This is a genomic window from Pseudobutyrivibrio sp. YE44 (genome assembly GCF_900104335.1).
In the GTDB taxonomy this organism is placed as follows: Bacteria; Bacillota; Clostridia; order Lachnospirales; family Lachnospiraceae; genus Pseudobutyrivibrio.
Window position 1 is genome coordinate 11,984 of record NZ_FMXT01000016.1, and the last position, 26,268, is coordinate 38,251.

At 36.4% G+C, this 26,268-nt stretch carries 27 protein-coding genes; all 27 read left to right on the top strand.

Annotation, left to right across the window (positions count from 1 at the left end):
- Nucleotides 1-8 precede the first annotated feature (8 nt).
- The 27 genes from BLR54_RS13725 (at nucleotide 9) to BLR54_RS13855 (ending at nucleotide 26,093) form a co-directional block, all read left to right on the top strand.
- A complete protein-coding gene (locus BLR54_RS13725) occupies nucleotides 9-809 on the top strand; it encodes a glycosyltransferase family 2 protein (RefSeq protein WP_090422045.1) in 801 nt (266 codons plus the stop codon).
- A gap of 33 nt (nucleotides 810-842) precedes the next feature.
- Nucleotides 843-1,073: a hypothetical protein gene (locus tag BLR54_RS13730; protein WP_090422047.1), complete on the top strand. Its 231-nt coding sequence runs from the start codon at nucleotides 843-845 to the stop codon at nucleotides 1,071-1,073.
- A 134-nt stretch (nucleotides 1,074-1,207) separates the two neighbouring features.
- On the top strand, nucleotides 1,208-2,422 hold the full coding sequence (pseC, locus tag BLR54_RS13735) for a UDP-4-amino-4,6-dideoxy-N-acetyl-beta-L-altrosamine transaminase (protein WP_090422049.1): 1,215 nt from the start codon (nucleotides 1,208-1,210) through the stop codon (nucleotides 2,420-2,422).
- Nucleotides 2,422-3,315 (top strand): aldo/keto reductase, encoded by an 894-nt coding sequence (locus BLR54_RS13740; RefSeq protein WP_090422051.1) that lies wholly within the window; start codon nucleotides 2,422-2,424, stop codon nucleotides 3,313-3,315. Before pseC ends, BLR54_RS13740 begins: the two co-directional genes overlap by 1 nt.
- The gene (locus tag BLR54_RS13745) at nucleotides 3,303-4,085 is read left to right on the top strand and encodes a cytidylyltransferase domain-containing protein (protein WP_090422053.1); all 783 of its coding nucleotides are present in this window, start codon (nucleotides 3,303-3,305) and stop codon (nucleotides 4,083-4,085) included. The genes BLR54_RS13740 and BLR54_RS13745 overlap by 13 nt, the downstream gene beginning before the upstream one ends.
- Before the next feature lie 34 nt (nucleotides 4,086-4,119).
- Nucleotides 4,120-5,409, top strand: a complete 1,290-nt coding sequence (locus tag BLR54_RS13750) for an aspartate aminotransferase family protein (protein ID WP_090422055.1) — start codon at nucleotides 4,120-4,122, stop codon at nucleotides 5,407-5,409.
- Between the two features lie 112 nt (nucleotides 5,410-5,521).
- The gene (gene pseI, locus BLR54_RS13755) at nucleotides 5,522-6,502 is read left to right on the top strand and encodes a pseudaminic acid synthase (RefSeq protein WP_242871259.1); all 981 of its coding nucleotides are present in this window, start codon (nucleotides 5,522-5,524) and stop codon (nucleotides 6,500-6,502) included.
- A 4-nt stretch (nucleotides 6,503-6,506) separates the two neighbouring features.
- The gene (locus BLR54_RS13760; protein ID WP_090422059.1) at nucleotides 6,507-6,953 is read left to right on the top strand and encodes a GNAT family N-acetyltransferase; all 447 of its coding nucleotides are present in this window, start codon (nucleotides 6,507-6,509) and stop codon (nucleotides 6,951-6,953) included.
- Between the two features lie 197 nt (nucleotides 6,954-7,150).
- Nucleotides 7,151-8,545 carry an MBOAT family O-acyltransferase gene (locus BLR54_RS13765; protein ID WP_176761958.1) on the top strand — a complete coding sequence of 465 codons (1,395 nt, stop codon included), beginning with the start codon at nucleotides 7,151-7,153 and terminating at the stop codon, nucleotides 8,543-8,545.
- A gap of 5 nt (nucleotides 8,546-8,550) precedes the next feature.
- Nucleotides 8,551-10,005 carry a hypothetical protein gene (locus BLR54_RS13770; RefSeq protein ID WP_090422065.1) on the top strand — a complete coding sequence of 485 codons (1,455 nt, stop codon included), beginning with the start codon at nucleotides 8,551-8,553 and terminating at the stop codon, nucleotides 10,003-10,005.
- 66 nt (nucleotides 10,006-10,071) lie between these two features.
- Nucleotides 10,072-10,791 (top strand): hypothetical protein, encoded by a 720-nt coding sequence (locus tag BLR54_RS13775; RefSeq protein ID WP_143008457.1) that lies wholly within the window; start codon nucleotides 10,072-10,074, stop codon nucleotides 10,789-10,791.
- 53 nt (nucleotides 10,792-10,844) lie between these two features.
- Complete coding sequence (locus tag BLR54_RS13780) at nucleotides 10,845-11,720, top strand: hypothetical protein (protein ID WP_090422069.1); 876 nt, start codon at nucleotides 10,845-10,847, stop codon at nucleotides 11,718-11,720.
- Nucleotides 11,721-11,855: 135 nt separating this feature from the next.
- Nucleotides 11,856-12,035 carry a SurA N-terminal domain-containing protein gene (locus BLR54_RS13785; RefSeq protein WP_090422071.1) on the top strand — a complete coding sequence of 60 codons (180 nt, stop codon included), beginning with the start codon at nucleotides 11,856-11,858 and terminating at the stop codon, nucleotides 12,033-12,035.
- Nucleotides 12,036-12,551: 516 nt separating this feature from the next.
- Nucleotides 12,552-12,764: a hypothetical protein gene (locus tag BLR54_RS13795; RefSeq protein WP_143008459.1), complete on the top strand. Its 213-nt coding sequence runs from the start codon at nucleotides 12,552-12,554 to the stop codon at nucleotides 12,762-12,764.
- 132 nt (nucleotides 12,765-12,896) lie between these two features.
- On the top strand, nucleotides 12,897-14,552 hold the full coding sequence (locus BLR54_RS13800; protein ID WP_242871260.1) for an ATP-binding protein: 1,656 nt from the start codon (nucleotides 12,897-12,899) through the stop codon (nucleotides 14,550-14,552).
- A 129-nt stretch (nucleotides 14,553-14,681) separates the two neighbouring features.
- Complete coding sequence (locus BLR54_RS13805; RefSeq protein ID WP_090422079.1) at nucleotides 14,682-14,882, top strand: hypothetical protein; 201 nt, start codon at nucleotides 14,682-14,684, stop codon at nucleotides 14,880-14,882.
- Nucleotides 14,883-14,894: 12 nt separating this feature from the next.
- Nucleotides 14,895-16,310, top strand: coding sequence for an MBOAT family O-acyltransferase (locus BLR54_RS13810; protein WP_090422081.1), 1,416 nt, complete (start codon nucleotides 14,895-14,897; stop codon nucleotides 16,308-16,310).
- A gap of 26 nt (nucleotides 16,311-16,336) precedes the next feature.
- Complete coding sequence (locus BLR54_RS13815) at nucleotides 16,337-17,410, top strand: hypothetical protein (protein WP_090422083.1); 1,074 nt, start codon at nucleotides 16,337-16,339, stop codon at nucleotides 17,408-17,410.
- Nucleotides 17,401-18,546, top strand: coding sequence for a glycosyltransferase (locus BLR54_RS13820; RefSeq protein WP_242871261.1), 1,146 nt, complete (start codon nucleotides 17,401-17,403; stop codon nucleotides 18,544-18,546). The genes BLR54_RS13815 and BLR54_RS13820 overlap by 10 nt, the downstream gene beginning before the upstream one ends.
- A gap of 5 nt (nucleotides 18,547-18,551) precedes the next feature.
- Nucleotides 18,552-19,424 carry an NAD-dependent epimerase/dehydratase family protein gene (locus BLR54_RS13825; protein WP_090422085.1) on the top strand — a complete coding sequence of 291 codons (873 nt, stop codon included), beginning with the start codon at nucleotides 18,552-18,554 and terminating at the stop codon, nucleotides 19,422-19,424.
- Nucleotides 19,425-19,520: 96 nt separating this feature from the next.
- Nucleotides 19,521-20,669, top strand: coding sequence for a PseG/SpsG family protein (locus BLR54_RS13830; RefSeq protein WP_090422087.1), 1,149 nt, complete (start codon nucleotides 19,521-19,523; stop codon nucleotides 20,667-20,669).
- A gap of 111 nt (nucleotides 20,670-20,780) precedes the next feature.
- On the top strand, nucleotides 20,781-21,767 hold the full coding sequence (locus BLR54_RS13835) for an acyltransferase family protein (RefSeq protein WP_090422089.1): 987 nt from the start codon (nucleotides 20,781-20,783) through the stop codon (nucleotides 21,765-21,767).
- A gap of 119 nt (nucleotides 21,768-21,886) precedes the next feature.
- The gene (locus BLR54_RS13840) at nucleotides 21,887-22,504 is read left to right on the top strand and encodes an acetyltransferase (RefSeq protein WP_090422090.1); all 618 of its coding nucleotides are present in this window, start codon (nucleotides 21,887-21,889) and stop codon (nucleotides 22,502-22,504) included.
- Between the two features lie 303 nt (nucleotides 22,505-22,807).
- Nucleotides 22,808-23,197, top strand: a complete 390-nt coding sequence (locus tag BLR54_RS13845) for a helix-turn-helix domain-containing protein (protein ID WP_090422092.1) — start codon at nucleotides 22,808-22,810, stop codon at nucleotides 23,195-23,197.
- The gene (locus BLR54_RS13850) at nucleotides 23,184-23,396 is read left to right on the top strand and encodes a hypothetical protein (RefSeq protein WP_090422094.1); all 213 of its coding nucleotides are present in this window, start codon (nucleotides 23,184-23,186) and stop codon (nucleotides 23,394-23,396) included. The genes BLR54_RS13845 and BLR54_RS13850 overlap by 14 nt, the downstream gene beginning before the upstream one ends.
- Nucleotides 23,397-23,494: 98 nt before the next feature.
- Nucleotides 23,495-23,638 carry a hypothetical protein gene (locus BLR54_RS15015; RefSeq protein ID WP_176761959.1) on the top strand — a complete coding sequence of 48 codons (144 nt, stop codon included), beginning with the start codon at nucleotides 23,495-23,497 and terminating at the stop codon, nucleotides 23,636-23,638.
- 97 nt (nucleotides 23,639-23,735) lie between these two features.
- Nucleotides 23,736-26,093 (top strand): P-loop NTPase fold protein, encoded by a 2,358-nt coding sequence (locus BLR54_RS13855; RefSeq protein ID WP_090422096.1) that lies wholly within the window; start codon nucleotides 23,736-23,738, stop codon nucleotides 26,091-26,093.
- Nucleotides 26,094-26,268 lie beyond the last annotated feature (175 nt).

The following is a 26,268-nucleotide window of genomic DNA, read 5'->3' on the forward strand; positions in this document are numbered from 1 at the left end:
ATGAAAAAATGATATTTGAAAAGCAAAGTGGAGTCCCGAAGTTTGAAAGCGCTGAATATGCAGACAAGACCAAGGACTATGTTGTTCTTATCCCAATCATAAATGAGGGTGATAGGATTCATAAGGAATTAAAAAGAGCACAGGATAATAACGTGTCTTCATATGCTGACATAGTTATATGTGATGGTGGATCGAATGATGGATGTACGGCAGAAGAGATTCTGAAATCTTTAGATGTGAATACTCTTTTGGTAAAGAAGGATACCGGAAAACAAGGGGCTCAGCTTCGAATGGGAATATGGTGGGCTCTTGAACGTGGTTACAAAGGAATTGTAACTATAGATGGAAATAACAAGGATAGTATTGAAGATGTTCCTAAGTTTATTGAGAAATTGGAGCAAGGGTATGATTTTGTCCAGGGATCTAGATTTATAAAGGGCGGACATGCAGTTAATACTCCATTTGTCAGAACAATAGCAGTAAGATTCATTCACGCTCCTGTTATATCTCTTACAGCGCATCAGTATTTTACAGATACTACAAGTGCATTTCGTGGATACTCAAGAAGGTATCTGGAAGATGAAAGAGTTCAACCATTGCGTGACATTTTTATGACGTATGAACTGCTGGCATTTCTTTCGGTAAGAGCGACTCAGATAGGCATGAAGGCATGCGAGATTCCTGTTACAAGAGCTTATCCTAAAAAAGGAAAAACTCCAACAAAAATTAGTTTCTTTAAGGGTAATAGCGAACTTATGAAGATTCTCTTTAAAAATGCTTTTGGTGCATATAATCCGCATAATAATTGATAATGAGATAGAATATTACGTAACACTTTACATATGATACATCTTGGAGATTCTTATGACAATGTTATACAGCCGTATCTTTCGTTAGGAATTCATCAGGTTGATTCTCTAATACTAAGAGATTCTGACAATTCATTTGGAGTAAGAAAATATATAGTTGAAAATGGTTATGATACTGTTATTGTTGTCTATGCTCAGTTTATGGTTGGCGCACATGATAATGAAGAATCAGAGAATTATAGAATGTTTTCTTTTGAAAAATAATTAATATAATTGGCATTTCCATTTAGGTAGGAGTATAATACTCGCATTGCAACAATCATAGTTAGGGTGCGTGATTTTAGAAATCCTTAAAAAGTAAAGGTATTAGTTAAAGGTAAATAGAGGAGTGCGTTGTTATGCGTAAAGGTGCAGAATTGGAAAAATTGGCGATTAATGGGGGCTATCCTGTTCGCAATGAGAAAATATTTTATGGTTGTCAGTGTATAGATGAAGAAGATACAAAAGCAGTTGTAGAGACTTTATTAAGTCCATACATTACTTGTGGGCCTAAAGTCGAAGAGACAGAAAGAAAGCTTGAAGAATACACAGGTGCTAAGCATGCGGTAGTAGTATCAAATGGTACGGCAGCGTTACACTGTGCTTGTATTGCAGCAGGCGTTGGACCTGGAGATGAAGTTATTACAACTCCCCTTACATTTGCTGCATCTGCAAATTGTGCCTTATATTGTGGGGCTAAACCAGTGTTTGCAGATATAGACCCAGAAACTTACAACATAGATCCTAAAAGTATTGAGGAGCATATCACTGAGAAAACAAAAGCGGTAGTTGCAGTTGATTTTACTGGACAAGCTGTAAAGATTAAAGAAATCAGAGAAATATGTGATAAGCATAATCTTATTTTTATCGAGGATGGAGCACATTCTATTGGTACAAAATATGATGGAAAATATGTAGGTAGCCTTGCTGATATTACCTGTTTTTCATTTCATCCTGTTAAGACAATTACTGCAGGTGAAGGTGGCGCAGTTACTACTAATAGAGATGATTTATATCAAAAGATTGTAGAAGCACACACTCATGGTATTGTTCATGAAGAAGAGCTTATGGAAGAGGCTCCTCATGAGGGGCCATGGTATTATGAGCAGATTTCATTAGGATACAATTACAGAATGACAGATTTTCAGGCTGCACTTCTTTTGAGTCAGATGAAGAAGCTTGAAAAATTTAAAGCTAGAAGACATGAAATAGTTGAAAAGTATAATAAAGCTTTCGCTGAAGTGCCAGAGATAATTGTACAGAAAGAGATTCCAGAGTCTGATACATGTAGACACCTTTACATTATTAGACTTGATTTAGACAGATTAACATGTACTAGACGAGAATTCTTTGATGCTATGTCTGCTGAAAATGTGCAACCACAGATTCATTATGTGCCTGTATATTGGTTCCCGTATTATAAGCATTTAGGATATGAGCGCGGTTTATGCCCTAATGCAGAGGAAGTATATAAGGGAATAATGAGTATACCACTATATCCTAAGATGACAGATGAAGATGTAGATGATGTAATCGCTGCAGTTAAAAAAGTAGTGGAGGCATATAGAAAGTAATGGAATTATGTCTAGGAACTGTCCAATTTGGAATGGATTATGGCGTGTTTAATCAGCCAAAGAAAGATGTTGATTACTGCGTAGATTGCTTGGATTATGCAACTCAAAACGGAATAAACGCTATTGATACTGCCACTGCCTATGGCATAGCTGAGGAAGTTGTTGGCAAATTTATCAGAAAGAATACAATTAACCGAAATAAGCTTTTTATTAGTTCAAAACTGTTACCAAATATTCTTGATGATTATGAGAAAGAGGATTATGAAAAGGTAATTCTTGATAACATAAAAAAACAATTATCCGTGCTTGGTACCGATTATTTGGATGCATACTTTTTACATAGTTCAAGATACATCCATAATCCTGAGATTCTTGAGGCACTTCAGATTGTGAAACATGAAGGATTGGCTAAAGATGTTGGTGTTTCAATTTATTACGAAGATGAAGCTAAAGTTGCCTTTGGAAACAAAAATGTGCAGTATGTGCAGGCACCATATAGCATTTTTGATCATAGAATGAAGAAAGTTGGGCTTTTTGATAAGACCAAAATTGGAGAAATGAAGGTGGATACGAGAACTACCTTTATTAAAGGATTAATTCGACTTTCTGATTCTGAAATACCAGAGCATTTAGAGAAAGCAAGACCTATTTTGCGAAAACTTGATGAAATATGTAATGAAACTGGATATAACAGAATCCAATTAGCAATCGGTTATGTGAAGCAGCAAGAGGTAATTAACCACCTTGTGTTTGGTGTTCGAGATTTGGAACAGCTAAAGCAGGATATAGAAGCATTTGAATTAGATATACCTTCAGACATCTTTACAAAAATGGATGAAGAGTTTAAAAATATTGACACAGATATCGTTGTGCCAAGTCTATGGAAGAGGTGAGACTGGTGAAGTTTTTAGTATTAATACAAGCAAGATGTGGCTCAAGCAGACTGCCGAACAAGGTGTTAAAGGATATCTGTGGAAAAACAGACTTGCAGTGGGTTATTGAGAGAGTAAAAAGAAGCAAGAATATAGATGAGGTTATGGTTATAACCTCCATAGAAAAAAATAACCTTCCGTTAATCCAAAAATGTGTTGAATTAGATACGAGAGTTTTTGTAGGCTCTGAAAATGACGTTTTAGATAGATATTATCAAGCTGCCAAATTGATTAAGCCTGAATATGTAATTAGAATCACAGCAGATTGTCCGTTATTTGATTGGAATTATCTTGATATGGCTATTGAGCAGATAGAGCCAGACACTGATTACATGGGAGAATTAACAGTCTCTTTCCCTGATGGATTAGATCTTGAAATAATCAAATACACTGCACTTGAAAAAGCTTGGGAAGAAGCGAAGCTTGCGTCTGAACGAGAGCATGTAACTCAGTATATTATTAAGCATCCTGAGCTTTTTAAACACCAGAATTTTGAGTGCCCTATTGAAGGGATTTCTAATCTGAGATGGACACTAGATGAAGATGAAGATTATGAATTAATTAGTGAAATTTATCAACACTTTGTAGCGTCAAAAGGGATGGAAGACTTTACTACAGAAGATGTATTAGGTTTAATAAAGGAAAAACCAGAATTGTTGAATATAAATTCAAAGTTTGCTCGTAACGAGGGATTGATGAAATCGCTTGAGAATGACTATGTTGTATCTTAGTTTTGGTTTGTGTTAAAAAAGAAAGGCATCGAAAATGAATAGTTTTACAAAATCAGATGAGTTATTACAAAGAGAACTTAAGGTATCGCCATTAGCAGCACAGACATACAGTAAGTCATATAGATATTTTAGCAAAGGCTTTGCACCAAGCTATATGGATCATGGTGAAGGTTGCTACATTTATGATGTTGATGGAAATAAATTTATCGATTTTATGTGTGCGTTGGGACCTATCACTGTTGGTTATAATGAACCATCTGTTAATGAGGCAGTAATAAAGCAAGTAAATAAGTTTTCAAGTGGTTCACTTCAGTCAGAGCTGGAAGTTGAATTGGCTGAAAAGATTTGTGAAATTATCCCATGTGCAGAGATGGTTCGCTTTGTAAAAAATGGTGGTGATGCTACCACTGCTGCAGTGAGATTAGCACGTGCTTATACAGGTCGTGATATTATTCTCATGTGCGGTTATCACGGAATGCATGATTGGTCAATTGGTGCATCAGATAATCATAAGGGTGTGCCTGAAGCAGTTAGAAAGCTTACTATAAACTTTACTTATAATGATTTGAATGACTTAGAGACTAAACTTAAAGAAAACGAAGTCGCAGCTGTTATACTTGAGCCAATTCAAAGTAATGGTCCAAAAGATGGCTATCTCGATGCGGTAAAAGAACTTACTCATAAATACGGTGCAATTCTCATATTTGATGAGGTTGTGTCAGGGTTCCATTATGCACTAGGAGGTGCACAGGAGAAGTTCAATGTTGCACCTGATTTAGTAGCATTTGGTAAGGGAATGGCTAACGGTTATCCAATTTCTGCTGTTGCGGGTAGAAGGGATTTACTTGAGCAGATAGAACAAGGTGTGTTCGTTTCAACCACCTTTGGTGGAGATAGCATCGCCATGGCAGCATCGCTCGCTACAATTAAGATATTAGAACAGCCGGGATTTTATGACCATATTAATAAGATTGGAACAATCCTTCATGATGGAATACAAGAAAGAATAGATAAATACGATTTGAATGACGTGCTTGCGGTGAGTGGAATGCCAGCACACTGTGGAGTGGCATTTGAGGGACATGGTTCGCTTTCATATTTAGATGTGCAGTCGGTCTATTCTCAAACTATATTGCAGTATGGTGTTTTACAGTTTGCAATTTATTTCTTGAATGCACATCATACTGAGAAGGAAGCAAAAATATATTTGGATGCAACCGACGAGGCTTTTTCGCTTATAAGAAAAGCTATAGATAAAGATAGCTTGGATGGAATATTGGTAGGCGGAAAAGTTGATCCTGTGTTCAAGAGAAATATAAAATAGTATATAATGAACTGTGAAACTTTTGTTTTCACAGTTCATTTAATATTGGAGAGGAAAAGTGTTTCATATATACGAGAAAATAGCAGCAAATGAACCTTATATAATAGCTGAAATGAGTGCAAATCATGGTGGCTCATTAGATAATGCCTTGGAGATTGTAAGAGAGGCCGCCAAAGCAGGTGCTGATTGTTTGAAAATCCAAACGTATACAGCAGACTCCTTAACTATAGATAGTGACAATGAGTGTTTTAAAATAAAGGGTGGCTTATGGGATGGATACAAGCTATATGATTTGTACAAGGAAGCAGGCACACCCTATGAATGGCAGGGCCTGATAAAAACTGAATGTGAAAAATATGGTATGGACTTTTTATCTACACCATTTGATAAAGATGGAGTTGATTTTTTAGAGAGTTTAGAAGTTGAAGCATACAAAATTGCCAGCTTTGAGCTTGTAGATATTCCTCTTATAGAATATACCGCCTCAAAAGGAAAGCCTATGATTATGTCTACGGGGATGGCATCTATAGATGAAATTCAGGACGCTATTGATGCGTGTCATAGAGTCGGGAATGAGCAGATTATTTTGCTGAAGTGTTGTAGTGAATATCCTGCACCATGGCCAGATATGCATTTAGGAAACATCCCGGATATGTCAAAGCGCTTCAATGTGCCAGTTGGATTATCAGATCATAGTGCAGGCAGTCTAGGTGCTGTAGTAGGCGTTGCGCTTGGCGCATGTGTTATTGAAAAGCATGTAATGCTCGAAGGTGTGGATAGTGCTGATAGTAAATTTAGTATGACTATGACTGATTTCGCCCAGATGGTAAAAGATGTACGCAATGCCAAAATGATAGCAGAAGGTCCAAACTATGAACTGACAGATGGAGAAAAATCATCTACAGTATTTCGACGTAGTATTTTTGTATCAAAGGACATAAAAGCTGGTGACATTTTTTCGGAAGATAATATAAGTGTTATTAGACCAAGCAATGGTATTGAGCCTAAGTATTATGATGATATTGTTGGGAAAAAAGCAGTCAAGGATGTATCCAAAGGAACTCCTTTGAAATGGGAATTGATAGAGGAATAATATTATGGCTAACGGGAAAATTTACTTGCGCAAAGCATCAATAGAAGATTGCGATTTATTGTTTGAATGGGCTAATGATGAAGTTACACGAGCGAATTCATTTAATACAGATAAGATTGAATATGAAAGTCATGTAAAATGGTTCGAAGCGCTAATAAATAATAAACATCGTGCACAATATATTTTGATGATAGACGAAAACCCTATAGGACAAGTTAGATTTGACATAGATGGAGATGTTGCTGAGATAGGTTACAGTATCCAAAAATCCAGTCGTGGAAAAGGGTATGGGAAGTTGATTATCGAATTAGCTGTTTCAATGTTAAAAAATGAATTTCCAAATATAGAAAAGATAGTTGCTAAAGTGAAGGTTGAGAATATATCTTCATCAAAATGTTTTTTTAATAATAATTTTCAACAAGATTATATACAGTATTCTCTAGACGTATAGCGTTTATGGAATTATTCAGATAAGGTGATGGTAATGCATCTTATACAGTAGTCATTGCCATAGGAAAAATCCAAAATCAATAGTTAATGAATGTATTATTGCACAGCTATCAAAGTGAAAGGAAAATAGATTAATTTGCTTCTGAATTAATCATAAAAGCGGAAAGTATGTCCTATACATCTTTGTGGTATTACATAATGGTAATACTGGCACTAATAATATTTTACTTACTACCTAAGCGTTTCAGCTGGGTAGTTTTATTTGTAACTAATTTTATATTTTATGCTTTTATTATTGGAAATAAATACTCGCTGTTGGTTTTGTTGGGCGTGATTCTATCTTCATATCTCAATGCTATTATTTTGTCTAGAAACAAATGGGGCATACATTCTGGTATAATGCTAACAATTGGTGTGAGCATTACATCCATACCTCTACTATTATGGAAAATCACAGATTTATTCCATGTTGAAGTGATTTCAGATAGAATGGCTATTATCGTTCCAATTGGTTTGTCTTTCTTTTCCCTACAGTTGATTGCTTATCAAATTGACGTATATAGAGGTCAAATACAGCCTCAAAGAAATCTATTCAAGTTTTGTACATTCGCAATGTTCTTTCCTCAGATTATTCAAGGTCCTATTCCAAGGTATAATCAGTTGGGTTCACAATTATTCAATAGAAAAGAATACAGTGAAGAAAATACAATTGCTGGGTTACAGTTAATACTATGGGGGTTCTTTCTTAAGCTAATGATTGCTGACAAGGCTTCGATTGTTGTTGACGAAATTTTTAATAATTGGCAGGCATATAAAGGGATGTATGTTCTGGTTGGCGGAATATTGTATAGTATTCAGCTGTATGCAGATTTCTTGTCTTGCACGACTCTTTCCCAGGGTGTTGCCAAATTGTTTGGAATAGATTTAATGGATAATTTTAATCATCCATACTTTTCCCGTTCGGTTAAAGAATTCTGGAGGAGATGGCACATATCATTAAGTACATGGTTAAGAGATTATGTTTATTTCCCTCTTGGAGGAAGTAGGTGTGGACAGTTTAGAAAATGGCTTAATGTATGTTTGACTTTTTTAATAAGCGGTTTATGGCATGGAAATTCCTTCAGATTTATTTTCTGGGGAATCTTGCATGCTTTTTATCAGATATGTGAAGATGTTGGTTCGCTCTTGTTTGAAAGACGAAATCATCATGGCGATAAGAAAAGTGAATCACGAGTAATAACGCTGTTCTGCGTAATGCTAGGATGGATTATCTTTAGAGCGAATTCTCTTAAAATAGGGATAAAGATGATTATCAGCATTTTCACGTGTTTTAACTGGAATGTATTGGTAGATGATTCGTTACTCAGATTAGGTCTAGATATAAAAGAATGGATTGTGTTAATTCTTAGTATGATGGTTCTTTTGATTATAAGTCTTGTTCAAGAAAGAGGAATTGTAATTAAGGAAAAGGTCAATTCATTAGGAACTATCAAGAGATGGATAGTTTATTATGCTTGTATTGTATCCATTTGGATCATGGGGACATATGGATACGGATTTAATGCTGGTGATTTTATTTACGGAGGTTTTTAGCAGGGATGCATAAGCGTTTTACAATTATTAGAGTGATATTGTTTTGTCTTCCGTTGATAGGATTATTATTAGTAATTAATTATATACTCGAGCCAAAGTACACCATTGAAAATAGTGATTGGCCCACGACAAATTATATTGATTTTTATAATTTGGAACAGGATTCCATTGATGTTTTATTTTTAGGCTCAAGTGTTGCTGCAAATGCATTCAATCCTCAGGAGTTATATTCAAAATATGGTATCACCAGTTATAATCTGGCAAGTGCTCAGCAGAGCTTGTTTATGAATTATTACTGGCTGAAAGAGGCATTGAGATATCAAAGTCCATCTGTGGTTGTAGTGGATACGAAGTTTTTATGGAATGTTCATCCAGAAGATTCAATCAATATGTCTGAGGGCCATATCAGAAGATGCTTGGATCCAATGAAATGGTCTTCTGTGAAAATGGAAGCCGTTCATGAACTGTGCAAACTTGACGGCTCACAAGATGAGATGAGCTATTATTTTAAGAATAAACGCTATCATTCTAAGTGGACTTCATTATCGTCTCAGGATTTCCAAATGAGAGATGATATCTCTTATCCATTGATGGGATTTGCGCTGAATTCAGATTATGTTTATGGTGAGTTTTCGGCGTTTGATCCAACAGATGAGGATGCTGTTGTTGAGTTTGCACCGTTGATGCAGGAGTATTTAGATAAAATCAGTGCTTTGTGTAAGGAGAATAATATTAGTCTGGTTTTAACTAGTATGCCAGGCGGAGTGATGAATGATAGTTTTAACAACACGTTGGAAAAGTATGCCAGTGATAACGGTATAGCCTACTATAATTTTGCAGCTGCTGATTTGTATAGTGAGGTCGGAGCCGAGCTGCCACGGGAGAGCATCATAGAGCATGCTAATCTGTGGGGAAGCATTAAGTTGATGGATTATTTAGGAGGCGTTTTTACAAGTGAGTATGGCTTGAAGTCCCATAAGGATTTGACGTTTGAAGAATCAGTTTCCGATTATGAAAGTCTGAAGTACAACTGTGAGATTAAACATATTGAGAATCAGGTTGATTATTTGAACGCAATTAATGTTGATAATTACGCTGTGTTTATAACAGCTAATCATGATTCTGATATTTTGTTTAGTGATGAGGTGAAGACAGCATTTTCTAATCTAGGACTAAGGATTGACATGGAACAATATCCATATCACGGATATGTGGCGGCTATTATTGGCGGAGAAGTGGTTTGCGAGCAAGTATGCGCTGAGCCATATGGTGAGAAAGGAACCGTTGGAAATAAGATATACTCTATCAGTAATTCTGGTCTTAATGGAAATGGCCAGATTCAGCTAGACGGCCAGAATTTGTCTCGTACAGATATTGGAACTAATATTGTTGTTTATGATATTAGACATAAGGTTGTTGTGGATAATGTTGTGCTATCGGGAGAAGAGGTTTTGAGGTGAGAGTTTAGTTGGTAATTTGTGCGAATGTGTGAGGGGATTTTTATGGGTGAGTCTGGGAAATTTGAATTGGAAGAACAAGTTGAAAAATATATTTCTAGGTATATTCGCTCCGAAAATGGAACCTTGCTGGTAGAGCAAACTAGCGAGTTCGCTTGGATTGACTGCTATAGCGTATTTGGCGATTACGTGGGCAAGAATCTTAATTCAGATGAGATAGACCGATTGGCATTAAAACTATTTACATATCTAGCAAACTGGAGCATGTACTCGCGTGGAACGTTTCTAATGGATTATAACTACAGGACTCATTACGATGCGGTTAGGATATTAGTTGATTTTGAATATGCGGATTTGTATGGCAGGAGATATTTTAGCTCAGTTGGAAACGGACGTGGGTTATCAAGTGATTATGAAGAGTATATAAGCGCAGTTATGGAGTTGAAACGTGAATTGGAAGTAGCATACGCTAAGTATAAGCGGAACAATGATACTGTATCTGAAATATTGATTTCGAAGGTAATGCTTGGAGCTCTTGGCTGCGTACCAGCGTATGATACTTGTTTAAATTATGCGCTCACTAAATTGCAAATAGCTCCTAAGACGTTTTCTGGAAATTCTTTGAAGGCGGTACTTAAGTATTGTGAAGACGATGGGAAACAGATTGAGTCTTGCCGCTCCACTTTGATAAATGAAACTGGAATTGAATATCCCGATATGAAAATAATAGACATGGCGCTTTGGATGTATGGAAGAAAGGATGATTCTTCCAAAACAGATGTTATGTGAGTGTATTCACTCAATCGGTATGACATATGTGATAAGTGGAAGCTAGGAGAAGGATGTTGACATTATTTAAAAATGGTAGTTTAACAGGATATTCAAACGAAGAGATTGAAAAACGGAAGATAAAATCCATCTTAAAACGAGAAGGATATACTTTTAATCGGAACTTTATAGATATCGAGGCTGATAGTGTTTTTGATTTGATAACCCATTCAGATGACAAGTATTTTATTTTTATTGATAATAACGTGGAATTGAAATGGGAGTTTACTAAAAATTTTGAAAAAGTTCTAGATAAGAATGATTGGTGTAAAATACAAGCGGAAGTGATAAGAATAATCAACTTACGTGAATTCACAATCCTCAATAAAAAAGCCAGAAAACAAGCATTGAGTATGCTTGGGACGGCAATTGCAACTGTAGAGTGTTATGAGGAAGCAAGAAAGATTTTGCTAGACACAGAAGTGTACGTGCGTGAGAGCGCGAAAGAAACAGTAAGAAATTGGCTCCTAATATTTACTCTTGGGAACATTGGTATCCTTATTGCTTGTGTAGTATGTAATTATTTTTTCAATGTATGGACAAATATGATAAATGTGCTTACACCTTGTTTTTTTGGGGTATTAGGTGGATGTTTTTCTATATTGGTGAAATCAAGGAAAAATGTATTAGAATATAATATTGGTGCAGGTATTGGGGTGATTTTTGTAGATTTTCTAGTCAGAATCACAATTAGTGGTTTGGCTGCATATATTTTATTTTTGGCTTTTGATGCAGGTATTATAAGCATTTCAATAGATGGAGATATCAGCCGTAATTCGTTAAGAATTATTCTTTATATAACAGCGGGGTTTAGTGAAAGACTTGTTCCATCCCTGCTGGAACGTTTGGAAAAGGTTTTTGAAAAAGTAAAAATTGGTTCTAGCCATTGATAGTTTGGGGATTATGGAATCAGATAGCTAAAGAGGGGATGCGTTGATTGCCAAAACTGGCGGGCTTAAGTCTAGTATAATCTTTAGGCAAACTTATGAGGATGAAGGATGTTGCTAAATTAATGGAGGGTATGTATGGAGGATAGAGGAGAACCAATCATGTACACATGCAACATGTGTCAAATGAACTTTCAATCAAAGAAGTGCCCTAAATGCAGAAAGCTTGGTATTAAAGTATATAAAGATCAGATAGGTGATCGTTCAAAGAACAATCCGACGGATATGAATGCATTTTTTAATAAGAAAGGACAATAATGATAATTGATGCTTTTTTTAGTGCGATGGAGCAAGTACGCCGTTTTACTGATAAATATGAGAAATGGTTTGTGGCCAATAAGAGGCGTATAGAAATTTTTAATTTAGTTCAGTTTTTTGTATTTGCAATTATTTACATAAAGTCCAGGAATACGCTTGTAATAAATATAGCGTTTCCTCTGTATTTCTTTTTGTTGTATGTTGAAAATGTATTTGGTTGTTGTAAATCAATTAGGATTTTTCTGAAGACGTTATTCCTTTATTTGATTGGATTTTGCTTTTTGTTGTGGGCCTTATGGGGCCAATTGCTACGATATAACTTATTGACATTTATATTGACAGTAATACTGTATTGTGCACTTTGGATTTTTATTTCAGTTTTAGCAGACTCGGATGTAGCGTTGCTAGGAAATGAGATAATAGCAGGAATCTCCACAACCATCTTCTCAATAGCTACCTTTGTGCTAGCTTTAATTATGAAAAGCTTACCAGGAGATGAGGTCTTTTCAGAATATTATGATGGAAATGAAGATGCTCTTCTACAAGCTTTTTTTTGATCATGAAAAAATGGCAATTGGATTATTTGAGTATGGCTTGTTAAGCTTCATCGAAAGAGCTTTTGTTTTGTTCTTGCCTATTATGGCGTTGAGCTCTGTTAGTATTATTCTGGTGAAAATCAAAGAGTATAGGTTGAAAAAGGCGGAGGCGTTTGTGGAGGTAAGTGATTAATAGTGAGTCTGAAATGAAAAATGAGGTGTATGATAACTTTAAAACGCACGCAAAAACGCACGCGTGCGTTTTTGCGTTGAAGAAAGTCACGATTCGTGTTAACATCTAATAAAAGAAGCTTTGGAGGTACAGGTGGTGCGCACTATTCCGGAAAAAGAAAATCTATCTATTGAGTTTAAAAGTGATATAGAAGGATTCAATGAAAATGACTTGGTTGCGGAAATTGTTGGTATGACTAATACAGAAGGTGGATATTTATATCTAGGGGTAGAAGATGATGGTAGTATAACTGGGCTGTCAGAGAAGCATCGAGATCCAATAGGGTTAATGGCCTTAGTCGCGAATAAGACTGTGCCATCAGTGGCAGTTCGTGCTGAAATATTAGAGGAAACGGGTAACGAAGTAATGCAAATAGCGATACCAATGAGTAGAACTATTGTGGCAACATCCGATGGAAAAATTCAACGCAGAAGATTAAAGGCAGATGGCACACCCGAGAATGTACCTATGTATCCGTTTGAAATCCCTAATAGGTTATCAACATTAAATATGCTTGATTTTTCTGCTCAGATATTGGAAGGTGCAACCATAGATGACTTAGATGAAAGAGAGCGAGTTCGATTAAGAAACATAATAAGATATAGGAAGGGTGATAATTCTCTATTAGAATTAAATGACATGGAATTAGACAAAGCTCTTCGTATAGTGACAGAAGATTCTTCTGGAATACATCCAACCGTAACGGGCATGCTTTTAATAGGCAAAGAAGAACGATTAGAAGAGTTAATGCCTACGGCAAAGGCGATGTTTCAAGTGTTAGAAGGAACGAAGATTAGAAAAAATGAACAGCTATCAAAGCCACTCTTGGCTACATTTGAGTTATTTGAGGAGTATATAAAAGCATGGAATCCTGAGCGAGAAATGGAGTATGGCTTGTTTAGAGTTCCAATACCAGAGTTTTCTGAAGCTGCATTACGAGAAGGATTGGTTAATGCCTTTTGCCACAGGGATTACACAATCCTTCAATCGGTTAGAGTTGCCATTGAGGATGAGGGGTTAACTATTAGTAGTCCAGGTGGGTTTGTAGAAGGTGTAAATATAAAGAATTTGCTAACTGTGGAACCTCATGGCCGTAATCAAACTTTGGCTGATGCGTTAAAAAGAATTGGATTAGCAGAAAAAACGGGAAGAGGTATTGATAGAATTTTCGAGGGGTCGATAGTTTATGGAAGACCATTGCCAGACTATTCAGAGTCTACATCAACGTATGTAAAGCTATTTATTCAAAGAGCGGAGCCTGATTTGCAGTTTACAAAAATGATTTCAAACGAGGAAAACCGCCTTGGCAGATCATTACCAATTAATTCTTTGTTAATATTGTCATGTTTACAAAGTCATAGACGCTTGGATATCAATAGTATTTCCAATGTAGTAAATATAAGCGAGAGCCGAACTAAACAAAATATCGAAAAATTGGTAGAAGCAGGTTTGGTCGAGGCTGTGGGTAGCAATAGATCACGTGAATATATTCTAAGTGCTAAGGTATATAAAGAACAGGACAATGTGGTTGGCTACATAAGACAAACAGGCATTGATTCATTAAAATATGAGGAACTTATAGTCGAGTTGGCCACACGACAAAATGGTTTTGTATCTAGAGAAAATGTCGTGGATTTACTAAACGTTACTCAGCCTCAGGCGTATCGATTATTAAAGAAGCTTGTAAAAAAAGAACGTCTTGAAATGGTTGGTGCAGGGCGCAAGGCAAGATATAGGTTAATAAAATAAACGCACGCCAAAACACACGCGTGCGTTTTGGAATAATGCTGAATAAGGTAAACAATTTTTGTATTAATAATTCTAACAATTACATGCATAATGCTAAGTAAAATAGATAAGCATGTGGATTATAAAACAATGACATTTTTTGGAGAAGCGCTGAATAGCCCGCATGAATATCTGGTTACATCAAAGGGAAAATATACTGAAGAGATTTCTTTGGATTCACTGTGCATGGATAATCAATATATCAAAATGAGCCTTGAAGGAAAGACCACGCGGTTTAGCTGTGATATAGAGGTTGGCGATATATTACGTGAAAATGATGTTAAAGAATAGGTTATTAAGGATATGCTTTTTAATTCAATAAATTACGCAACCTTCCTCCCAATAGTTTTCATCCTATATTGGGCACTACCTACAAAATTCAGAACAGTTTTATTACTTGCAGCCAGCTATTACTTCTACATGAGCTGGAACGCTAAGTACTTAGTTTTGATTTTGTTTGTGACGGTGGTGAGCTACGCAAGTGCTATAGGGATGGATTGCGTACAAAACAAATCAACAAAAAAGATAATATTATTTACGTCTAGTCTGGCAAGTCTAGGCGTTCTTTTTGTGTTCAAATATTATAATTTCTTCGCATGGTCGGTTATGAGATTCTTGCCATTGCAAACAAAGATTTTAGACCTGGTTCTTCCTGTTGGAATTTCATTCTATACCTTTCAGACTCTTAGCTATGTGATAGATGTCTATCGTGGAGATATGAAATCAGAGAGAAACTTTATTACATATGCAACCTTTGTCACATTCTTTCCTCAGCTGGTGGCAGGCCCGATTGAGCGTTCATCAAGGTTATTGCCACAGCTGAAAGAAAAGCATATGTTCAATCTTGAAAATGCCAGACTTGGAATGATGCTAATTCTTTGGGGACTGTTTAAAAAGATTGTCATAGCTGATAATGTAGCGTTATTTGTAGATAAGGTATATGGAAACATCAGCGAGTATGATGGAGCGAGCATCTTTGTTGCCACTGTATTCTTTTCTATTCAGATATATTGTGACTTCTCTGGCTATTCAGATATGGCTAGAGGATCAGCGAAGTTATTTGGCATCGAATTGATGGAGAATTTCAGAAGTCCATATCTTTCAACCAGCATCAGAGAGTTTTGGAGTAGATGGCATATATCATTATCTACATGGTTTAGAGATTATCTTTATATACCATTAGGAGGAAATAGAGTTTCAAAATTAAGAAATGCCATAAATCTTTTGATTACATTTATGGTGAGTGGCTTGTGGCATGGAGCTAACTGGACCTTTATCCTCTGGGGTGGAATTCATGGTCTAGGACAGGTGGCAGAGAAATATACATTTGGAAAGATAAAAAGTGATTCAATAGTTTTGAAGATTGTCCGTGGAGTTTTGGTATATATCTTTGTAACCTTTGCATGGATTTTCTTTAGAGCATCTGGAATAGGTGAAGCTTTATTTGCTGTTAGGTCCATTGCAGGTGCATGTGCTCATCCGGTAGGTTTTGCAGGCTCGGTGCAAAATGTGTTGGTGGCAGATGTGACCAAGTGGATTCCAATATGTGGTTCTATTATTGTTTTACTTGTGGTAGACCTGATTTATAGAAATAAATCCTTCGATGAAGTGATTAAGCTAAATGGTTTTGTACGTAGAGGTGTCGCTCTGCTGGTGATAATTGCAACAATGATATTTGCTTATGTAGGTCAATCATCATTTGTATACTTCCAGTTTTAATAGCTGGATTTCAATGAGGTTATAGAGTGAAAAAAATTGGTATCTTTCTTTTGGAAATAATTATATATGCAGGTATAATCTTTTCTATATTGCTTGGAGTGAATTATTCTGTGGATGCAGCTTCAGTTATAAAGCCTGAGTATAATAAGATGGCATCCTTGGCTTTATCAGGAAATGCTGTCGTTCAGCCGGAGAATTACAATGAGCGCGCCTATCAGCTCAGCGTTATGGCAAATATGAAAAAGATGCCAGATACGGTTGTGATTGGCAGCAGTCGTGGCATGTTCCTTGGTAAGGATATTACGGGCATTGATGATATTTACAACAATTGTGTTTCCGGAGCGTGCTTAGAGGATTATTACGCGTTGTTTGGTTTGTATGATGGCAAGTTTGGTGCAATGCCATCCAATGTGATTTTAGAAGTGTCTCCATGGGTATTTTGGATTGAAAATCCCGAAGCTCGTTGGAAAGAAAATCCTGAGTATTATAATGCTGCCTGTGAATTTTATCAGAAAGTAAATGGCGAAAGCTTGGGGGATAAAGCAGAGATAGGATTTTCTACAGAGAATCCTTATACGTCCTTGGCCTATTTCCAATATAATATGGAAGTGTGGTATAATGAGGGCTCTAAGGTATTTGAAGAAAATGCCAAGGTTAGCACTGATGAAAGTGAGGCTGCTGAGTATCCTGATGGTACTATAAGATACGCTTCATCATCTGAGCACTATAGTGAGGAGCGTTTGAAAAATGTAAAGGATACATCTTCTGGGCCGTGTTATTATCAGAACAGTGACCAGATGGAAGAGGTAGATGCAAATCTTGCGTTGCATTTTGAAAATCTGATTGATTATCTTCAGGGGCAAGGAGTGGAACTCACAATTTATATTGCACCATTTAGTGAAACTCAGTGTCAGTATATATATGATCAAAATACTAATCCTGGGTTTGCGCCAGCGGAGGAATATCTCAGGAGTTTTTGTGAGTCCAGAAATATAAAGATAATTGGCGATTATGATGCAAGAAGCCTAGGTCTGACAGATAAGGATTTTGTAGACTTCATGCATTTAGATAAAGAGGGAACTAGAAAAATATGGGAATGAAAAAGATTTGCTATATTACAACAATATCTCTGACTTTGCGAGTTTTCGTATTAGAGTCTGCAAAATATATTCATGAGCATACTGATTGGGATATTACATTTGTTTGTAATCCTGATCCTGAATTTGAAGCGATGCTACCAGACTATATTAATTTTCATCCTATTTCTATGGAAAGAGGAATAAGCTTTGCTGGAATAAAGGCAATGCTCGAAATGAAGAAGTTTTTTAAGGAAGAGAAGTTTGATTTAATTCAGTACTCTACACCTAATGCGTCGCTTTATGCGGCAATGGCAGGAAAGGCTGCAAAGATTCCGGTAAGGCTATATTGCCAGTGGGGAATGGCCTTTGTTGGCTTCAGTGGTATTAAGAGGAAAATCTTCAAGGCTGTTGAAAAATACGTGTGCTCAAACTCAACTTGGGTTGAGCCTGACAGCAAAAGTAATCTGAACTTCTCACACGCCGAGGGGCTATATCCTGAAAATAAGGGCTCTGTGATTTGGAACGGAAGTGCTTGTGGAATTAAGCTAGATAAATTTGAATATGATAAAAAGGATGGTTGGCGAGAGTCTAAGCGCCAAGAATTAGGAATTCCTGACGATGGCTTTGTGTTTGGATTCGTTGGAAGAATCACAAGAGATAAAGGTATAAACGAACTTCTTGAAGCATATAAGCGAGTGTTGGCAGACAATCCATCTGCATACCTGTTGTTCGTTGGCCCTAGCGAGGTGGATGCCACCATCATTCCTGAGTTATACCAATGGGCAAAGTCTGAAAAGCGAGTTTTGTTCGCGGGATACACAAACACAGTGGAGCAGTACTTATCAGCTATGGATTGCTACGTGTTGCCTAGCTATCGTGAAGGCTTTGGAATGGGTGTTGTTGAGGCAGAGATTATGGGAGTTCCTGTTATCGTTACAAAAATCCCTGGCCCAATTGATGCAATGCTTCCAGAAAAGACAGGTTATGTGGTTGAAAAGAAGTCTGTTGATCAGCTTGAGGCGGCTATGAGAAAAATGTTGGTTTCAGATTTGGATGCATTAGGACAGGCTGGAAGGACATTCGCAATAGAAGGCTTTGAACAGCAAGAATTCTTTAGACAGGTTCTTGAAGATAGAAAGAAACTATTAGGTTTATAAGATAAATGAAAAAAGTTGCGATTATTGGAAAGAATAGTTATATAGGCAGTCATATCAGAGATAGATTTCAAGAGGATGATGGATATGAGGCGTTTGAGGTAGAGGCTCAAGATGGTGCTTGGCACGATGTTGATTTTTCAGATGTCGATGTTGTGGTGCAGGTAGCTGGCATAGTTCATAGGCCTGATGTTACAGATTGGCATTTATATAAGTCTGTTAATGTTGATTTGCCAGTTGAGATAGCAAAAGAAGCAAAGGCATGTGGTGTAAAACAGTTTGTTTTCCTCAGCACCATGGGCGTGTTTGGAGTTGATAAAAGATTATCGCCAAATGTTATCGATGCAGACACAAAACCAAATCCTAAGAGCATGTATGGCCAGAGCAAATATGACGCTGAGCAGTTGCTTATGGAACTGTCTGATGAGGAATTTAAGGTGATTATCGTTCGCCCTCCAAATGTGTATGGCAAAGGATGTCGAGGCGGTTACATCACAGGTTTTGCATCGGTGGTTAGAAAACTTCCTCTTATTCCTAACGCTTATAATAATGTTCATCAGAGTGTGATTTATATAGATAACCTTTCTGAATTTATTTTCCAGGCGACTGTTCGTGATTTGTCAGGGGTGTTCATGCCACAAGATGACAAGGCAGTTAGTGCTTGCGAGTTGATGCTTGCAATTGCATCTGGACTTGGATTGAATCGTCGTGCATCGAAGTTTTTGGGGCTTTTTGTGCCATTAGTTTCTTGGACATCAATTGCAAAGAAGGCTTATGGCGGCTTGGAATATTCCAAAGAGTTGTCAGATATAAAAGGAATAGATTATATTCGAGTGCCGTTTGATGAGGCGATTCAAATTACGGTTTCTGGGGATGATTAATGGTGATGCTGTTTTGAGGAGCTTTGTCTGATTTTTGCTTTGGATTTGTTTTTTGGAGCTTTTAGATAGAGTTTTCCTTTGGAAGGAATTATATAAATGATATTTTTTAGAGCAGATGGAAATTCACAGGTGGGAGCAGGGCATGTTATGCGATGCTTAAGCATAGCTGATGCTTTTGTCCATGCTGGAGAGGATGTGATTTTCTATACTGCAGGCAATGAGCTTTCTAGTTTGATAGAAAGCAGAGGAATAAAGAATATTGTAATTAATTCAGACTTCATGAAAATGGAGTCTGAACTTGTATTTTTAAAAGGTGAGATAGAGGAGGAAAAGCCGGATGCGATATTTGTGGATTCTTATTTTGTTACTTCGCAGTATTTGAAGTCGTTGCAATCTTATTGTCATTCTGTTGGCGGCAAGCTAGTGTATATGGATGATGTGCTGAAGTTTGCCTATCCTTGTGATTATCTTATTAACTATAATGTGTACGCGCCGGATTGTCGTGAGAAGTATCTGAAGTTGTACTATGGAGAAGGTGGTATTGCTTCAACTGGTGTGGCTAATCTTGATTTGGAGGAACCTGGTAATTTAGATTTGAGAGGTGCGACTACTGGTGATGTTGCTAAGCCTGAGTTATTACTTGGACCGGAATATTTGCCAATCAGAAAAGAATTTAGAGGACTGCCTAATCGAGTTATGAATGAGAGTGTGTCTGATATTCTTATTTCCACTGGTGGAGCGGATTTTGAACATTTAGCTTTGGGGATTGTTAAGAGCCTTGTTGATGGAGTTGTGATTGTTCCTGATGGAGTTAGAGTTCACCTTTTGGTTGGAGCTATGAACACTGACAAAGATGAGATAGAGCGACTAGCTTCGAGTAATGATGTTCTTCAGATTGAGTATAATGTGAAAGATATGGTGGCTCTCATGCAAAACTGTGATATTGCAGTCAGTGCTGCAGGCAGTACGCTGTATGAGTTGATTGCAACTCAGACTCCTACTATTACCTATGTCCTTGCTGATAATCAAATCCTTGGAGCGGAAGCATTTTCTACTAGGGACCTTATGGATTATGTTGGTGACATTAGGGCGTTGGGAGAGGCAGGATTAATAAGTGAGATTTTTGAAAGAGTTAATCAGTATATAGCTGATGCTTCTTTGAGAGCAGATAAGATTGCCTCAATGGGCGAGTTTCCAACTGATGGAGCAGAGAGGATTGTGAAGGAAATCCTTGGATGGCACTAGGTTGTTATGTAATTATATCAAGATTATGAAATAGGCCTGTAGAAATTGGTTACTATTGTTCTTGATTGTGTATTGCTAATGATAAGAATAGATTTTTAATGAGGTTATGTTGTGAATAAGAGAAATGAAACTTTAGATATTATAAAGGGTATATGTATTCTGATGATTATTATCACTCATTTTCCTTTGGAAGATGGTGAGAACTTAAAATTCCTGTATCCTTTTTGGATTGATATGGCTGTGCCAATGTTTATGGTAATTACAGGATACGTTTATACGTTATCATATGACAAAAAGAAGGTTGAAAGTTGGCAAGCAGCTTATTCTGTGAGTTTACTGTTGGATAGATTCATACGATATACGATTCCATTTGCAATCCTTTTTGTACCAGAGGTTATCTTTCAAAAATTGGTTGGAAATGTGACATCGGTTGGTGATGTTGTTTCTGGATTTGCAAAAGGTGGATATGGACCAGGCGGATATTATTTCCCTGTAATGATACAGCTGGTTTTAATATTTCCCGTTATATATTTTGTGGTGAAGAAATTTGACTTTATAGGTTTGATTTTATGTTGGGGCTTGAACTTTGTTTTTGAATTGATCCAGAAATTTTTTAATATGCCAGAGAGCGTATATCGATTGTTAATGTTCAGATATATTTTTGTTGTTGCATTTGGTTGCTTCCTCGCGATTGGTAAAAAGCAGGTTAAGATGTGGTTTTGGATTGCGCTAGGTGTGTTATCTTTTGTGTTTATTGTAGTGACTAGATACGGTTTCTACGAACCTCGCATCATTAGATACTGGACTGGAACCTCAATGATGGCTGTAATGTTTGTATTTCCATTTATGGCATGGGCATTTGGAAAGTTATTTAACTGCAGTGTTTTAGCAAAGCTTGGACTTGCTTCCTACAATATCTTCTTATTTCAGAAGCTGTATTACTGTGTGCCGGTTTGGAATTATGTGACATTTGTGGATAATAGATTGGTGCAGTTACTTGTTAATATTGTGATTTGTTCTGCGGCTGGGTATGTGTTCTATTTAGTAGAGGGGCCTTTGACGAAGAAGTTAATTGGGAAGGTTGTGTATGGGAAATAGCGCCTGCAGTCATCGGCGATAGCCGATTATAATCCCTCCATGCTCGCGTGAGCGAGTGGTCTGGGGAGCTCGGGCAGACCTGGCCCCGGAGGGGCCGGATAGGAATGGTAAAATAATAAATGAAAAAGTTAGTGATAATAGGTGCCAGCGGGCACGGAAAAGTGATTGCAGATATAGCCTTGTTGTTAGGCTACGACCAGGTGGTGTTCTTGGATGACAATCCTGCAGTGAAGACTGTAGGTGAGTTTCAGGTGCTAGGCGGAAGCGGCATGGCTGCGGAGTTGGCAGCTTCCGGCTACGACTTTGTGGTAGGAATTGGCAATGCTGCAATCCGAGAACGTATTCAAAATCAATTGGTAGAGAGTGGCTGTATAGTCGTGACTTTGGTTCATCCTAGTGCGGTGGTGGCGTACGATGTGGCTATTGGAGTTGGAACTGTTGTTATGGCTGGCGCGGTCATCAATGCGGGTTCAGCTGTTGGCCGCGGCTGCATCGTAAATACCTGTGCTTCGGTGGACCATGAAAATGTGATTGGCGATTTCGCCCACGTATCAGTGGGCGCTCATACCGCCGGAACAGTAAAACTGGGCTCTCGTTGCTGGCTTGGCATCGGCGCTGTGGTCAGCAACAACATCAACATCTGCGATGATTGCATGATTGGCGCAGGAGCTGTGGTGACGAAGGATATTGAGGTCGCTGGGACTTATGTGGGGGTACCGGCGAGGAAGGTGAAATAGAACTCAAAAGCGATTTGAGTTCCTATTTGACTTCTTGAATTAGAATTTGAGTTCCTTGAAGAAACTTAAATATATAGAGAGAAAACTAAAATAGAATATGAGGAACTGAAATGAAAGAGTATTCAAGAATGCGGCTAGAAGATTCGGACAGGTTCTTGTTTTGATGGGGATAATAAGTTTTATAAAATGAAAGCATTTGTTGAAAAACATAAAATGGGTATACAATCTTAATATATGCGAATAAAATTTTTAAATAATGAAAATAGAGTACAAAGTGAAAATGAGAAAAGTGTGGTGGATAATATGAGTCGATTTACAGAAAATGTTAACGCTTATATGTCCGAAAAAAGAATTAAAAAGAATTATATATCATTGAAGACTGGACTTGACGCTAATAAGTTATCACGAATTTTAACTGGGAAGCAGATTGTTACTGAAGCAGAAATGGATTTAATAGCCAATGCTTTAGGTCATGATTGTGTTTATTTCCTGCAAGGTGATTTTAAGATGTTGTCAGTTAACGAAGGCAATTACATTGGTAATGTTGCTTTATGTTATGCTGGAAATCTGTCTGAGGGACAGAAAAAAATTGCTGAAAAGTTAGTTGAACTTGCGAAAAATATTGACAACGTACTGAGCGTAAAAGCTGCCTTCTATGAGCTTGTAGGAGATAGCAATCATGAGAACTTCTAAGTTTGAAAGCATAATAAATCATAATATGGATAATATTGAAGAGGCCAGAGCTTGTGTTGATAGGTTCTACTCACTTCTTGGTATGGAAGAGGAAAGTGAGATAATGAATATAGCGCAAGTTGCAAGGTCTCTTTTTTTGTATTTAGAGGAGGTATTTAGAAATGGGTATTATGAACCCCAAATGTACATAATGCAGTAAAGGCTTTATATGCGGATGTTCATTGTAATATTGTTTTTGTTCCAATTGTTCCGGATAAGAACGATTTATATTGTGGAGATTCATATAAGTTAGGATGCGTGAAGATAAGTGAGTTGGTGAATCCATATTATAAACAGGATATTAAGGCAAAAGATTACTTCGATGCGGTATTTAGATTTGATGAAATATACGAGGATGTGGGGCATTTACTGAGTATTGTTTCCGTTGTTGAAAAAATATAATAAAGAATAATAAAAGTATTAGTTGACAGGGTGCATAAATGTAAGCGTAAGTAATATTCAAAGGAAGCCTAATCAATATATATGGGGGGATGGGATAATGAAGAATTTGTTGTCTGTATTACCGAAAAAAGTTTTAAGATACTCTATATGTGCAGTATTGGCCTATGCTGTAGAGTTTACGATAAATATATTTGGACTTTTGGATATGTTTAAAGTGGATAATATTCCACCTCTTGGTATTTTTCAATGTTCTGTATTGGCATCTGTAGCTTTAATTATAATGTTTGTTGTTGCTTGGTTTATTCAGCAGCCTAATACTATCTATTTGGCCATAAAAAAGAATGCAATTTTGTTTCAGTTTGGCGGAATGATTGTGGAAGTAGTGGCATTGTATAAAGCCTATAGTCATATTCAACTAATGGTTATGGTAAATACTGTTTTATGGCTACTCTTGATAGATTATATTTCTCTTAAATATGTAGATTACAATGATGCACAAGCAATTGCTCCTAATAGCAGTTTGTATCTTGAAAAACCTTTTGATGTTAATACTAGAATGACTACTAGTCAGAGGGAAGCATATGAACAGTTGGTAAAACTAATCGACGGAAAAACAAGCAAAGCAAGTTTTAATATTGGTTTTATAGGGGCTTTTGGAAGTGGAAAATCAAGTGTAATTAAAGCATTAGTAAACAATTGGGCAAAAAGAAAAGCTGGACCTAAATATTTTGTTTTTAAAATAAGTGCTCTGGAAATAAATGGTGTTGACAATATCATTAATTATACTAAGCGTTATTTTGATGATTTGTTTTCAAAGTATGAAGTTTCGTTTATTAATAAAGCTGGGTTTTTGTCTGCTTTAGCGGTAATGTTTGAAATAAAACAACCTGTAAAAATATCAGCTAACTTAAATAGTAGCAACGCCTACGTTAACATAGATCAGGAAAGAGTTGTTTTTGCTAATCAAGTCAAAAGCTTGCTTAAAGTATCTGGACGAAAAAATATAGTTATTATAGTTGAGGATGCGGATAGAACGGATATTAAAAATGAGGTTCTGAACTTCTTGTATGAATTTTCGGAGATAGAAGGAATAATAGGTCTTATCACTTTGGATAAGAGTAGTGATATTTGCATAAGGCCAAGTGTTCAAGGTATGACAAATGATAACGGGGAATTTATAGGAAAATCGTTGGTTCAACCTCAATATGACAAGTTGGATAAGTTTATTCATGTGCGTGTAAGGATTAATGATGATAAAGATATTTCAAAGAATCCAGGGGTAACTAAATTAATACTTGAGCAGTACTCGAATTTGAATAATAGAAACGAGGATGCTTATGTCCAAATACCTCAGCAATATAAGAATTTGAGTATGTTCGAGCATAATGTAGGGAGCACAGTTATAAAGAATTCTGTAGGTAAAAACGATTATGATATTTTGACTGATATTTTTTTTATGAAGTTGAAGAAAAATGAAAAGTCTTTAGGAGATTATTTCGGGGAACTTGCTATTAATTACCTATACAATACAAATGAAATGTTATCAAGAATAAAGGAGATTATTATTGCTGAAAAGAATGGAACGTTGACCTATGATTTAAAGGCTTTTTATGCAGTGTATTTGAACTTTGAAGCTGATAATTACTTTCAATGGGATTGGCTCAATAGAATTGAAAGTATAGCAAACAATGCGTGGAACTACTTAAATATAGTATACAATGGCGCATTATATCTTGATAAATTTGGTGATAAATATATTGGAATAAAATCTATAGGTGATATATATTTATGCTATTTAAATAGGGCGAATAACAACTTTAATTTAGAGAATCATTTTGGAGATGGTATAGTAAATCCTTATTTGTGCATAGTATTTAATGACCATGAATTATCTGAAGCTAAGATGAAAATTAAAAATAAGAATTATACAGCATTGGCCAAACAGGTATACGAGGTGGCCAAGAAGGCTAGGACTCTTCTGTTAGAGGTTATTCCGTTGAGACGTTTTGTTGATTATATAAGACAGTCAGAGAATAACTATCGATTTCTAAAGATGCAATTACGAGAAGCTGAACTGCTTAACCTTAATTTTCTAGATTATCTTATAGGCGAATGGCAGATAAATGACAACGAATATGAAGATATTAAGGCAAGATTAAAAAACGATTATAAATTTGACGATAGTGAAATGCAGTGGATTCCTATTAGAACTACAGTAGACGCAATATTGTATACAAATTACATTCATTTTTTCTTAAAGGATATCCAGTTAAAAGAAATAAATACCACTCGAGCTTATATATTTGGAGATAAATATATATGTATATCTGAAGAGGATAGACGAGAGCCTGTTTGCGTAACTATTGACGAGGGAAAGGTTGTAGAACCATGTGCGGCTGAATACGGAGAAATAATTAAGTATGATGATGAATTGTGGAATCGCAAAGTAGATTGATAAAATTAGCAGTTGCTTATATTGCAACTGCTAATTTTATCTAATGATTACCTTTTTGGTAATTAAAATTGATTATCGCAATAATAGATGTTATAATTCTATTACCAAAAGGGTAATCAAAACAGAAAGAACGATGTTATGAAAATTTTGTATAAGAATTCTGTAGCAAAAAAGA

What these genes read in the sequence shown, in the direction of transcription:
- BLR54_RS13725 (WP_090422045.1), top strand. Translation starts at nt 9, where the DNA reads ATGATATTTGAAAAGCAAAGTGGAGTCCCGAAGTTTGAAAGCGCTGAA.
- BLR54_RS13730 (WP_090422047.1), top strand. Translation starts at nt 843, where the DNA reads ATGATACATCTTGGAGATTCTTATGACAATGTTATACAGCCGTATCTT.
- pseC (WP_090422049.1), top strand. Translation starts at nt 1,208, where the DNA reads ATGCGTAAAGGTGCAGAATTGGAAAAATTGGCGATTAATGGGGGCTAT.
- BLR54_RS13740 (WP_090422051.1), top strand. Translation starts at nt 2,422, where the DNA reads ATGGAATTATGTCTAGGAACTGTCCAATTTGGAATGGATTATGGCGTG.
- BLR54_RS13745 (WP_090422053.1), top strand. Translation starts at nt 3,303, where the DNA reads ATGGAAGAGGTGAGACTGGTGAAGTTTTTAGTATTAATACAAGCAAGA.
- BLR54_RS13750 (WP_090422055.1), top strand. Translation starts at nt 4,120, where the DNA reads ATGAATAGTTTTACAAAATCAGATGAGTTATTACAAAGAGAACTTAAG.
- pseI (WP_242871259.1), top strand. Translation starts at nt 5,522, where the DNA reads ATGAGTGCAAATCATGGTGGCTCATTAGATAATGCCTTGGAGATTGTA.
- BLR54_RS13760 (WP_090422059.1), top strand. Translation starts at nt 6,507, where the DNA reads ATGGCTAACGGGAAAATTTACTTGCGCAAAGCATCAATAGAAGATTGC.
- BLR54_RS13765 (WP_176761958.1), top strand. Translation starts at nt 7,151, where the DNA reads ATGGTAATACTGGCACTAATAATATTTTACTTACTACCTAAGCGTTTC.
- BLR54_RS13770 (WP_090422065.1), top strand. Translation starts at nt 8,551, where the DNA reads ATGCATAAGCGTTTTACAATTATTAGAGTGATATTGTTTTGTCTTCCG.
- BLR54_RS13780 (WP_090422069.1), top strand. Translation starts at nt 10,845, where the DNA reads ATGTTGACATTATTTAAAAATGGTAGTTTAACAGGATATTCAAACGAA.
- BLR54_RS13785 (WP_090422071.1), top strand. Translation starts at nt 11,856, where the DNA reads ATGGAGGATAGAGGAGAACCAATCATGTACACATGCAACATGTGTCAA.
- BLR54_RS13795 (WP_143008459.1), top strand. Translation starts at nt 12,552, where the DNA reads ATGATGGAAATGAAGATGCTCTTCTACAAGCTTTTTTTTGATCATGAA.
- BLR54_RS13805 (WP_090422079.1), top strand. Translation starts at nt 14,682, where the DNA reads ATGACATTTTTTGGAGAAGCGCTGAATAGCCCGCATGAATATCTGGTT.
- BLR54_RS13810 (WP_090422081.1), top strand. Translation starts at nt 14,895, where the DNA reads ATGCTTTTTAATTCAATAAATTACGCAACCTTCCTCCCAATAGTTTTC.
- BLR54_RS13820 (WP_242871261.1), top strand. Translation starts at nt 17,401, where the DNA reads ATGGGAATGAAAAAGATTTGCTATATTACAACAATATCTCTGACTTTG.
- BLR54_RS13825 (WP_090422085.1), top strand. Translation starts at nt 18,552, where the DNA reads ATGAAAAAAGTTGCGATTATTGGAAAGAATAGTTATATAGGCAGTCAT.
- BLR54_RS13830 (WP_090422087.1), top strand. Translation starts at nt 19,521, where the DNA reads ATGATATTTTTTAGAGCAGATGGAAATTCACAGGTGGGAGCAGGGCAT.
- BLR54_RS13840 (WP_090422090.1), top strand. Translation starts at nt 21,887, where the DNA reads ATGAAAAAGTTAGTGATAATAGGTGCCAGCGGGCACGGAAAAGTGATT.
- BLR54_RS13845 (WP_090422092.1), top strand. Translation starts at nt 22,808, where the DNA reads ATGAGTCGATTTACAGAAAATGTTAACGCTTATATGTCCGAAAAAAGA.
- BLR54_RS13850 (WP_090422094.1), top strand. Translation starts at nt 23,184, where the DNA reads ATGAGAACTTCTAAGTTTGAAAGCATAATAAATCATAATATGGATAAT.
- BLR54_RS13855 (WP_090422096.1), top strand. Translation starts at nt 23,736, where the DNA reads ATGAAGAATTTGTTGTCTGTATTACCGAAAAAAGTTTTAAGATACTCT.